Origin of the sequence: Ferrovibrio sp. (genome assembly GCF_029255545.1) — a bacterium.
In the GTDB taxonomy this organism is placed as follows: Bacteria; Pseudomonadota; Alphaproteobacteria; order Ferrovibrionales; family Ferrovibrionaceae; genus Ferrovibrio.
This window is the reverse complement of record NZ_JANLJJ010000059.1, coordinates 18,300-28,289: the sequence shown is the minus strand read 5'-3', so window position 1 is coordinate 28,289 and position 9,990 is coordinate 18,300. Positions and strand designations below refer to the sequence as shown.

Here is a 9,990-nt window from a genome sequence, read left to right as displayed (position 1 = left end):
ATGGAGCGGGCGAAGGGATTCGAACCCTCGACCCCAACCTTGGCAAGGCGGTTAGGTGGTGCCGAAGGAAATTCGCCGATATACGCTCAAGTGTCCTAGAATCATATAATAATCTGATATTAAAGGTGTTTATATAGAACCGAGTATCCTCACGTACTCTCTTGTTGTATCTCGCCAGCTTCCTGATTGCTTCCTCAAGATGCAGTCCTATAGTTAGGGAAGCAGAGAGGTAAGCGGCGATGGGCAAGCTCATCAAAAGCATCGTGGATAGACTGCAGGCGGGGCCCAGCGGAGAGGCCTTTGCCTGGGATGGCGAGCTGCGCGGCTTCGGTTTGCGCGTGAAAAGCTCCGGTGTGAAGAGCTATTTCATCCAGTATCGCAACGCAGAGGGACGGACCCGGCGGCTGGTCCTGGGCAGGCACACGGTTTTCACGCCGGAGGAGGCTCGCGGCTTGGCTCGCCAGAAGCTCGCCGCCGTGGCCAGGGGCGAGGATCCTTCTGCCGACAAACAAGCTATCCGGGCAGGAAAGACCGTCGCCGAGATCTGCCAGTGGTACCTGGAGGAGGCACGGGCTGGACGCATCCTGGGGCGAAACCGGCGCCCGATTAAGGCCTCGACCCTGGACATGGACGAGAGCCGGATCAACACCCACATCAAACCGCTCCTGGGCACCCGGTCGGTCCGTGCTCTGACCCTGGCCGACATCGAGCGGATGCAGGCCGATATTGTCGCTGGCAAGACGGCCAAGGCCCGAAAAGGGCGGGGCGGGAGGACCACCGGCGGGTCCGGGGTAGCCGGACGGACTGTCAGCACCCTGCGCAGCCTGCTGGGGCATGCGGCTCGCTGGCGCCTGATCGAGGCGAATCCGGCTGATGGGGTGCGGCAGATCGCCAGTCGCAAGCTGGATCGCCGCTTGAGTAGCGAGGAACTGCGGCAACTTGGAAAGACCATGCGGCAGATGGAGGCCGAGGGGGAGCATCCGACGGCCCTGGCGGTCATTCGCCTCATGCTTCTGACCGGCTTTCGACGCATGGAGGTGCTCGGCCTACAATGGGGCTGGCTCAGGGCTGACGAACACTGCGTCCAGTTCCCGGATTCCAAAACGGGACCGCAATTTCGGGTGGTTGGTAAGGCGGCCCTCGATTTGCTAAAGGCTCAGCGAAAAGCGGTAAACTCAGATGAAACTCGGACGCTCTATGTCTTTCCGGCAGATCGTGGTGACGGCCATTTCATTGGCGTCACCCGAGTGCTGGATCGCATTTGTGCGAGAGCGGAATTGGCAGATGTCACGCCACACGTCATGCGGCATACCTTCGCCAGCATTGCGGCAGAACTCGGTTATTCCGAACTGATCATCGCAGGCCTGCTCGGCCATGCAAAATGCACCGTGACGCAGGGCTATGTTCATATTGAACAGGCTTTGATTGAGGCGGCCGATAGGGTCTCGTCAGAAATCACCGAGATCCTAGAGCTATCGCAGTAGCTCCTGCATTTCCCGAAGCTTCGAACGTATCGCGGCAAGTTTGGTGGCGCTGATTTTCTCCTCTCGGCCTTCCGGCAATATGGCAGCATGTCTCACTGGGATGCCGCATCCCTGCGTTGCCACACTCTCTGACAGAGGGGGATTATTCAGGCATCGGCTTGTTGGCGAGATCCTTTGCCAGGCCAACGAGACTGCGGCCGATTTCACGCTGGGTAAGCTTGTCATGCTGGCCCTGGAACATGGTACCGGTGCAGACCATCTGCGTATCGCCAGGGATCAGAACTGCCAGATTCAATGCACCGCGGATGTAGGCGCCATCGTCGATCGCCCAGCCGCGCTTCTTCGCAGCCTCGGCTTCTTCCATGAACGTCTCGAAGTTGATCGGCTGCTGCCAGCGAACCGCTTCGAACCGCTTTTTCACATCCGCGGGGCTGAATTCGCCGGACAATGCGAAGAGTCGGCCCATGGCGCCGCCCAGCAGCGGCACGCGCTGGCCAAGACTCAGATGCACCCGCACGCCGGCCTCGCTCTGCTCCAGTGCAGTCAGGATCAGGCGGTTGTCACCCAGCCGGCGCCAGACAGAGACGCTGATATTGAATTCCTTGGTGATCGCCCGCAGCTGCTGCTTGACGGCGTGCATGTTCAGCGTGGGGTTCAGGGCTCGGGTCGCGATCGGGCCGAGGCCGATACCCAGCTCATACTTTCGGGATGCAGGATCGAAGCGCACGAACTCAGCATCCGCGAGCGTGCGCAGAATATTGAAGCAGGTACTCTGATTGATCTGGGTTTCCTTGGCAATTTTCGTAACGCCCTGCGCTTCCGATGATTGCGTGAGGAAATTCAGGATTCGAATAGCGTTCAGTACCGCGCCGACCGGCTTGTAGTTATTTTTTGTATTGGCCTCAGTCATCTCAAAATCCGCAGTACCGAAGGTGATGAGCCGCCGTGATGGGAATCGACCCTGTTACGCAAAAATATAGAGCAGTCCGTTGTCCGCATGCATGAGTTGCCACGTGGCCTCCCGCATTGCATCCGGCTGCGATTGACAGCGCCGGAACGGAAGTTCTACACTATATTCTATACCGAATTAAATTCTCTATAAAGAATTATTTTGTTTTCGGGTGAAGAAAATGGCGGAAAATCAAATGTTCAGAGACGGACTTCTGGCCGGAAAGAGAATCCTGGTCACCGGCGGAGGGACTGGTCTCGGCCGTGCGATTGCAGAACACTACCTGTCGCTGGGCGCAACGGTGTGGATCTGCGGACGACGTCAGGCGCCGCTCGACGCAACGGTGAAAGAGCTGTCGCAGGCGCATGGCGCTCGAATCAGGGCGCAGTCGGCAGATATCCGTGATCCGGAGCAGGTCAACCGCCTGATGGAAACGGTCTCGTCCGAGGGACCGCTGACCGGGCTGGTCAACAACGCAGCCGGAAATTTCATCTCGCCCACCCATCTGGTCTCCCCGCGCGGATTCGATGCCGTGGCCAACACGGTTCTGCATGGAACATTCTACGTGACCAATGCCGTCGGAAAGCGATGGATCGAAGCCGGCCTGCCGGGTGCGATCATATCCATTCTGACGACCTGGGTCTGGACGGGGTCTCCTTTCACGGTGCCATCCGCCATGGCCAAGACGGGTCTGGACGCCATGACCAAGTCGCTGGCGATCGAATGGGGACGCAACAAGATTCGCGTTAATGCCATTGCTCCCGGTGTAATCCCGACGGAAGGCATGTCAGCGCGGCTCGATCCAGGCGGCGATTCCAATGACCGGGGATCGGAAAATCCCTGGGGACGTGTCGGTCGCCCCAGCGAGTTGCAGAATCTGGCCACCTTCCTGATGGCGGACGGCTGTGAATGGCTGTCAGGCCAGACCATAGCGCTCGATGGCGCCGGATATCTGGCAAACGGCACGCAGATGACGCGATATTTCGGCCTGAGCGATGCCGACTGGGCTGAAAAGAAGAAGATCGCGCGTCAGGCCGACACGGCGGGCCGCAATGCGTAAGGAGCTGATGGAAGAAGAGGCGGCCCTTCGCGCATCGATCGGGCAAAGCCTGCGGTCGCAGGATGACGCCGCCGAATCTGCGATCAAGGCGCTCTGGGCGACTCTGGATCGGAAAGGTAAACCGCCGTCGAAAGGCGAGCCTATTCCACAGGGATGGCATTCGGTCTTTTTCTGGCCCAACTTCCGTCCGCAAGAGTTGCGGCCCGATGGCAGCCCGATATCGACCGGTGTCTTGCCGAAGGTCTCATTGCCACGGCGGGTATTCGGCGGCGTCACTCTGCGGTTTCACCAGCCTATCCTGATCGGTGAGCATCTGACGCGCGAAACGCTGCTGAAAGATATCCAGATGAAGGAAGGCAAGGCAGGTGCCATCTGCATCGCCACCCTGCAAAGCAAGATCAGCACGGATGCCGGCCTGGCGGTTGAGGAATTCTGGACCACCGTTTTCCGCGACGAAGACAAGGGCCAAAGCCGGCCGGCCGCGCCGCTGGAAAAATCCCCGCAGCCGGATGCAGCCTGGAGTAGGCAGGTGACGCCGGATCCGGTGCTTCTGATGCGATATTCCGCGCTAACGTTCAATTCGCATCGCATTCACTTCGACAGAGAATATGCGATACAGCATGAGAAATATGCCGGACTTGTCGTGCATGGTCCGCTCATGTCGAACCTGATGCTGGATTTCGCGGCCGATAACAATCCCGGCCGCCTGTTTTCATCTTACTCCATGCGCGCGCAGGCGCCGGTTTATGACACCGGGCCATTCAGGATTGAAGGTTGCCCGACGAAAGACGGCTGCAGTATCTGGATTTCCACCGACAATGCGTCTCCGGCCATGACGGCCGAAGTCACCTTCTGAAAATGAGGATCGCGTGAGCTGGTTGCTCGGAGTCGGCCAAACCAGGTTCGGCAAGCTCGAAGGCCAGGAGACACTGGATCTGATGTCGTCGGCTGCAGAGCAGGCCCTGCAGGATGCGCATCTGGAACGGTCGGATATCGATGGGCTGATCTGCGGCTATTCTACGGTGCTGCCGCATCTGATGCTGAGTACGCTTTTCGCAGAGCATTTCGGGCTGTCGCCCCAATATGCCCATTCCGTCCAGCTCGGCGGCGCGACGGGGTTTGCGATGCTGATGCTCGCACATGCCCTGGTCGAGGCGGGGGTCGCGAAGAGAATCCTGGTCGTCGCCGGAGAAACCCGGGCGACGGGGCAGAGCAGCGACAGCGCGATCCAGACACTGGCCCAGGTCGGGCATAAGGACTACGAGGTCCCGCTTGGCGCTACGGTGCCGGCATATTATGCCCTGGCGGCGTCGCGCTATATGCATGATTTCGGCATCCCCGAAGCCGAACTGGCGGAGATTGCCGTGCTGATGCGCAGGAATGCCGTACTGCACCCGGATGCGCATTTCCGCGACCCTATCTCGATTGACCATGTCATGGCGTCCCTTCCGATTGCCACTCCATTGAAGCTGCTGGATTGCTGCCCAATCTCCGATGGAGGCGTCGCCTTTGTCGTGGGGTGGGAGAAGCCTGCTGACGTCGCGCTGCGGATCCGGTCCGCCGCGCAGGCCCATACGCATCAGCATATCAGCGCAGCTCCGGATCTCATCGCATCCGGTGCCGGCATCTCAAGCGCGACGGCGCTGCGGGATGCGGGCATCGATCTGGGCGATGTGGAATATGCTGCGATTTACGACAGTTTCACGATCACGCTGGCCATGCTGCTTGAAGAGATCGGGTTCTGCGAAAGAGGCATGGCCGGACGGTATGTCCGGGACGGATATTTCGATCCGAACGGCAGTATTCCCCTCAACACGCATGGAGGCCTGCTCTCGTTCGGCCATTGCGGTGTGGCCGGCGCGCTGGCGCATCTCGTCGAGACCGCAAGGCAGATGGGCGGGCGGGCTGGCACCCGTCAGATCGCCAAACTGCCAAAACTGGCATTGCTGCACGGTGACGGAGGCATACTCTCCTCGCATGTGAGCCTGGTACTCGAGAGGACGTCGTGATGCAGCAGACCGGCTGGGTTTCAGGTGCCGAGAGCTTGACCTATCAGCGCTGCGGGACATGCCGGCATGTCTGGTATTTCGCCCGCGAATTCTGTCCCGGCTGCGGCAGCCGCGATGCCGCGATGCGCGAGGCCGGCGGTCGCGGTGTCGTATTCGCCGTGACAAAGGTGACGCGCGCGCCGACCAAGGAGTGGAAGGCGCATGTGCCCTATACCATTGTGCTGGTCGACGCAGCAGAAGGCTTCCGGCTGATGGCCCATGGGGATGGCGACCTGCAGATCGGCGACCGTGTCCGGTTGACATGGTCGCGTCCGCTCGGGCAGCCAATCCCCTATTTCACCAGGCCCTGACTGCAAGCTGCCTTACAGGTGCGGATTGAGCACCTGGCGAATCGTATTGCCGGAATCGAGTTCGTCGAAAGCGGCATTAATCTCGTCGAAGCCGATCGTGCGGCTGTACAGCTTTTCGACTGGCAGCTTCGCGTTCTTGTACAGCTCAAGGAATTTGGGGATATCCCGCCCGGGCACGCAACTGCCCATATAGCTGCCTTTGACCGTGCGCTCCTCGGTGACGATGCTGGAGTGATTGAGGGCGAGGCTCTTGCTCAGATCGGGCAGGCCGGCCGTGACCGTGGTGCCGCCGCGACGGGTGATCGCATAGGCGGTGTTCATGGCGGGAATCGATCCCGCCATTTCAAACGCGAATTCCACGCCACCATTGGTCAGATCGCGGATTTCATCGATGAATTTATCGCCGGCGACCTGGACCGCATGAGTGGCGCCCAGGGCGCGGGCCATGTCGAGTTTGCTTTGGATAGGATCCACCGCGACGATGGGAAGCGCTCCCACTGCCACCAGCCCCATGATGGCGCTCAGCCCGACACCGCCTAGGCCGACCACTGCGGCGCTGACGCCGGCCGGGACTTTGGCCGTGTTCATGACCGCTCCCACGCCGGTGACGACGGCGCATCCGAATAGCGAGGCGAATTCGAACGGGATGTCCTTGGCAATCGGGACCAGCGACTGCTCGGAGCAGACGGCATACTGGGCGAAGATGGAGAGACCGGAATAATGGTTGAGCGGGGTATTGCCGATATGCAGCCGCCGCGCGCCCGTCTGCAGGGTGCCATTCGCGCGCGCCTCTTTGGTGGCTTCACAAAGATTGGGCCGTCCGTTCAGGCAGTTTCCGCATTTCCCGCAGGTCGTGACAACGATGGTGACGACGTGATCACCGACGGCGACGCCGGTCACGCCCTGACCAACTTCTCGCACGATACCGGCGGCCTCGTGACCGGGGATGGACGGAAGCTTACGCGGGCGAGAGCCATTGATGGCGGAGAGGTCGGAATGGCACAGGCCTGCCGCACGAATTTCGACCAGAACCTCACCCGGCCCCGGCGGATCCAAGTCCACTTCTTCGATCACCAGCGGCTTGCTGTCGCGGAAAGGCCGCGGAAGATTGTTATCGTACAGAACGGCGGCCTTCATCTTCATGTCTTTCTCCCCAGACTGGTTCATATGCGACCCGGCCTGCCAATGACCGGGTTTCTGATTTCTAGCGGCCGGTAAACACCGGTTTGCGTTTTGCGAGGAACGCCTTGCGTGCCTCGATATGGTCCGCAGTGGTGAACAGCGCGGACTGAACGTCCGACTCAAATGCCATGGCCTGCTCCGCAGTGCCGGAACTACGTGCCAGACCGAGTTTGGTCGCCGCATGCGACAGTGGCGCCAGGGCTTCCCATTCCCGGCTTTTGCGCAGCGCCTGCTCCATCGCCTCATCTGGTGAAGTTACGATATCGACAAGGCCAATCCTGCCGGCTTCATCGGCCTCGACCACATTTGCACTGAGCAGAAGGTTGCGGGCGATCCGTGCCCCGACACGTTGCGGCAACGTCCACAGCAGGCCGACATCGGCGACCAGGCCAATCCTGGCGAAACTGGCGCACAGTTTCCCGGTGCTGTCGGCAATCACATAGTCGCATGCCATGGCCAGCGAGAGACCGCCGCCAAAGGCATTGCCGCGCAGGCAGGCCACTACCGGTTTTGGGCCGGCAACCAGATGGCGGAGAATGGCGTGCAGAATGCCCATGCGCAGGCGTGAGCGACTGAGATCGACAGCCCCGTCGGATGCGCCCATTTCGGAAATGTCGCCACCGGAACAGAAGTGTTTACCGGCGCCAGTCAGGATGATGGAGCGAACTCCGTCATCCGCCGTGACCTGATCCAGCAGGTCCCGAAGCTCCGTCCGCATGGCCGTGGACAGTGCATTCTGTTTCTCCGGCGCGTTCAACGTGATGACCGCGGTCTTTTCCAGCTGTTCGTATAGTACCGAGGACATGTCAAAAACCGCGTTTGGTGCGAGACTGCATCACTTCTTGTCCAGTTCCGAGATGATGCCGGCCCATTGCCGGCTTTCGACCCGGACGCGCTCCGCCATCGCTTCGGGGGTTGACGGGATCACGTCGTATCCGCGCTCGATGATGGGAGTCGAGAACTTGGGGTCGGCAGCGATATTCGTAATCGCACGATTCAGCCGGCTTGTGATATCCGCAGGCAGTTTTGCCGGCGCCATCAGCGAGTACCAGACGACAGCCTCGTAACCGGGCAATGCTGTCTCATTGAGTGTCGGCAGATCGGGGAGGCGGCGGTTACGCTCTTTCGAGCCCACCGCGATGCCTTTAATCGATCCGGCCTGAAGCTGATCATAGGCCTCCTGGCCCGGCAGTTTGACGTCGATGTCCCGGACACCGCATGGGTGACCTACATTACCTATATTAAGACCACGGAGGGCTTCGCCTATCTCGCCATGGTCATCGACCTGTTCTCACGGCGTGTCATCGGCTGGTCAGGAAATAACTGGGGAAACAGTACATCCAGCGTTTCAACGGGAAAGCGAAGAGATACTGGTTCTTTCGGAGTTTCCGATGCAAGTAGGCCACTATCGACGACATCGTTCAATATACGCCGTGCAGTTCGCTCCGAAAGACCAGTGATACGTGCTGCGTCGCCTCGTTCAAACTCTCCTCGCATAGCTGCGGTCGGCCGGACGCCGTCTCCGACGCAGGTCAGGTCCTGCTGGCTGGACCCGCGGTCGAGACCGAGCTGGAAGAGGTACTCAGCACCACATCCTCGCCCAGCAGGTGGCAGGTCTGCCAAGTGCATAGATCAGGTCGGAATCCGGAGGCAGCCGGGCCGGTGGCGCGGGACAAAGTCTCCTCGCGCTCCGGCTGACCAATTTCTCTGACCCGGATAACGTCGAGAATAAAAAGCCCTGGCATAGGCCAGGGCTTTTCTGTCCCTGTATTTCGAACCGGTCAGTTCTTGCTGTACTCGGCAAGTGCGGCGCGGAATCCCTTCAGCACCTGGCTGCCCGGCTTGCCGCGCTTGTCCAGACCATCGGCCCATTCCTTGGCGACTTCATCCGAGACATCCTCGAACGGCTTGCGCTCGGCTGGCGTCATCGTGTGGTACTTCACGCCGGCAGCAGCGAGCTGCTGCTGGGCTTTCTCGATATTGGTATCGATTTCCTTGCAGATATGCGCCGTGGCCTTTTCGCCTTCTTCCAGCATGATCGTCTGAATGTTTTTCGGTAGTTTCTTCCAGACCGCGTCGCCGACCACATAGCTGGCAACGAAGCTGCCGAAGTTGCCGCCCTTGGTGCCGAACTTCACGAAGCTTTGTAGGTCATATGACAGCACGCTTTCATTCGGGAAGATCAATCCGTCCAGTGTGCCGCGCGATAGCGACTCGCGGACTTCCGGCGCTGCCATGCGCACCGGGATCGCGCCGATCTTGCGGGTGAAGATGTCCATCGCGCCACCGGTGCTGCGCAGCTTGAGCCCCTTCACGTCGTCCGTGGTGCGCACTTCCTTGTTCGCCGTGTAGATCTGGTAAGGCTCCAGCACGATGGCGAAAAGCGGCTTGACCTTGTTGGCGCCGAATTCATTCTTGTTCATCGTCTCGCCCTTGGCGAGCTTCCAGTAGGCCATGGTGCCCTGGCAGGCCGTGGTGAAGCTGCCCGGCAGCTGCGCGACGGCCGAGAGCGGCATCTTGTCGGACACGTAGGACATCCCGACATAGCCGATATCCGCGACGCCGCTCTGGGTCAGGTTCAGCAGATCCGGCGCCTTGCCGAGCTGCTGGGCCGGGAAATATTCGAATGTGACCTGCCCGTTGGTGCGCTTGGTCACCTGCTCCATCCAGGGCAAGGTGGAGTATTTCGGGATGAAATGGCCGGTGGGGAAAGAGTCTGCGACCCGCAAATTTATCTTCTTGCCGTCCTGCGCCAAGGCCATCCCGGCCGCACAGGTGGTGCTTGCCACTGCAGCAAGGACCAGCATTCCTAGAACTTTCTTCATGTTTCCTCCGGTTGCACTCTCGTCGAATTGGTTGCGCTCGGTCCTCGACTGGCTGCATGATCCAGCTCACACGCTGCAGGTAGCAGTAGTGTTGTTCCGATAATGGAATTGTATTCAAAAATATGAACGAC

At 60.0% G+C, this 9,990-nt stretch carries 10 protein-coding genes and 1 pseudogene; 6 read left to right on the top strand and 5 right to left on the bottom strand.

Annotation, left to right across the window (positions count from 1 at the left end; genetic code table 11):
* The first annotated feature begins 239 nt into the window (after positions 1–239).
* Positions 240–1,484: a site-specific integrase gene (locus tag Q1J79_RS11775; RefSeq protein ID WP_300300481.1), complete on the top strand. Its 1,245-nt coding sequence runs from the start codon at positions 240–242 to the stop codon at positions 1,482–1,484.
* Between the two features lie 142 nt (positions 1,485–1,626).
* Here the strand turns inward: Q1J79_RS11775 and Q1J79_RS11770 are convergent, their stop codons facing one another.
* Complete coding sequence (locus Q1J79_RS11770) at positions 1,627–2,394, bottom strand: helix-turn-helix domain-containing protein (RefSeq protein ID WP_300300480.1); 768 nt, start codon at positions 2,392–2,394, stop codon at positions 1,627–1,629.
* Positions 2,395–2,614: 220 nt separating this feature from the next.
* Between Q1J79_RS11770 and Q1J79_RS11765 the strand changes: the two genes are divergently transcribed.
* The 4 genes from Q1J79_RS11765 to Q1J79_RS11750 are packed head-to-tail and all read left to right on the top strand — an operon-like array spanning position 2,615 to position 5,852.
* Positions 2,615–3,493 (top strand): SDR family oxidoreductase, encoded by an 879-nt coding sequence (locus Q1J79_RS11765; RefSeq protein ID WP_300300479.1) that lies wholly within the window; start codon positions 2,615–2,617, stop codon positions 3,491–3,493.
* The gene (locus Q1J79_RS11760) at positions 3,486–4,349 is read left to right on the top strand and encodes a MaoC family dehydratase N-terminal domain-containing protein (RefSeq protein WP_300300478.1); all 864 of its coding nucleotides are present in this window, start codon (positions 3,486–3,488) and stop codon (positions 4,347–4,349) included. The genes Q1J79_RS11765 and Q1J79_RS11760 overlap by 8 nt, the downstream gene beginning before the upstream one ends.
* Positions 4,350–4,362: 13 nt before the next feature.
* Complete coding sequence (locus Q1J79_RS11755; protein ID WP_300300476.1) at positions 4,363–5,502, top strand: thiolase family protein; 1,140 nt, start codon at positions 4,363–4,365, stop codon at positions 5,500–5,502.
* Complete coding sequence (locus tag Q1J79_RS11750; protein ID WP_300300494.1) at positions 5,502–5,852, top strand: OB-fold domain-containing protein; 351 nt, start codon at positions 5,502–5,504, stop codon at positions 5,850–5,852. Before Q1J79_RS11755 ends, Q1J79_RS11750 begins: the two co-directional genes overlap by 1 nt.
* Before the next feature lie 12 nt (positions 5,853–5,864).
* Here the strand turns inward: Q1J79_RS11750 and Q1J79_RS11745 are convergent, their stop codons facing one another.
* The 3 genes from Q1J79_RS11745 to Q1J79_RS11735 all read right to left on the bottom strand — a co-directional run bounded on the left by Q1J79_RS11745 (position 5,865) and on the right by Q1J79_RS11735 (position 8,226).
* Positions 5,865–6,995, bottom strand: a complete 1,131-nt coding sequence (locus Q1J79_RS11745; RefSeq protein WP_300300474.1) for a zinc-dependent alcohol dehydrogenase family protein — start codon at positions 6,993–6,995, stop codon at positions 5,865–5,867.
* A 61-nt stretch (positions 6,996–7,056) separates the two neighbouring features.
* Positions 7,057–7,839, bottom strand: coding sequence for an enoyl-CoA hydratase/isomerase family protein (locus tag Q1J79_RS11740; RefSeq protein WP_300300472.1), 783 nt, complete (start codon positions 7,837–7,839; stop codon positions 7,057–7,059).
* Between the two features lie 30 nt (positions 7,840–7,869).
* The gene (locus Q1J79_RS11735) at positions 7,870–8,226 is read right to left on the bottom strand and encodes a tripartite tricarboxylate transporter substrate-binding protein (RefSeq protein ID WP_300300493.1); all 357 of its coding nucleotides are present in this window, start codon (positions 8,224–8,226) and stop codon (positions 7,870–7,872) included.
* On the opposite strand from Q1J79_RS11735, the pseudogene Q1J79_RS11730 reads away from it, so the two are divergent.
* Positions 8,215–8,349, top strand: a pseudogene (locus Q1J79_RS11730) (IS3 family transposase); the annotation flags it as partial. The gene Q1J79_RS11735 and the pseudogene Q1J79_RS11730 sit on opposite strands and share 12 nt — an antisense overlap.
* 466 nt (positions 8,350–8,815) lie before the next feature.
* On the opposite strand, the gene dctP reads toward Q1J79_RS11730, so the two are convergent.
* Positions 8,816–9,859, bottom strand: coding sequence for a TRAP transporter substrate-binding protein DctP (gene dctP, locus Q1J79_RS11725; RefSeq protein WP_300300470.1), 1,044 nt, complete (start codon positions 9,857–9,859; stop codon positions 8,816–8,818).
* Positions 9,860–9,990: the final 131 nt, after the last annotated feature.

Bases quoted from the DNA above. Each gene is read 5' to 3' on its own strand.
- Q1J79_RS11775 (WP_300300481.1), top strand. From the start codon at position 240: ATGGGCAAGCTCATCAAAAGCATCGTGGATAGACTGCAGGCGGGGCCC.
- Q1J79_RS11770 (WP_300300480.1), bottom strand. From the start codon at position 2,394: ATGACTGAGGCCAATACAAAAAATAACTACAAGCCGGTCGGCGCGGTA.
- Q1J79_RS11765 (WP_300300479.1), top strand. From the start codon at position 2,615: ATGGCGGAAAATCAAATGTTCAGAGACGGACTTCTGGCCGGAAAGAGA.
- Q1J79_RS11760 (WP_300300478.1), top strand. From the start codon at position 3,486: ATGCGTAAGGAGCTGATGGAAGAAGAGGCGGCCCTTCGCGCATCGATC.
- Q1J79_RS11750 (WP_300300494.1), top strand. From the start codon at position 5,502: ATGCAGCAGACCGGCTGGGTTTCAGGTGCCGAGAGCTTGACCTATCAG.
- Q1J79_RS11745 (WP_300300474.1), bottom strand. From the start codon at position 6,995: ATGAAGATGAAGGCCGCCGTTCTGTACGATAACAATCTTCCGCGGCCT.
- Q1J79_RS11740 (WP_300300472.1), bottom strand. From the start codon at position 7,839: ATGTCCTCGGTACTATACGAACAGCTGGAAAAGACCGCGGTCATCACG.
- dctP (WP_300300470.1), bottom strand. From the start codon at position 9,859: ATGAAGAAAGTTCTAGGAATGCTGGTCCTTGCTGCAGTGGCAAGCACC.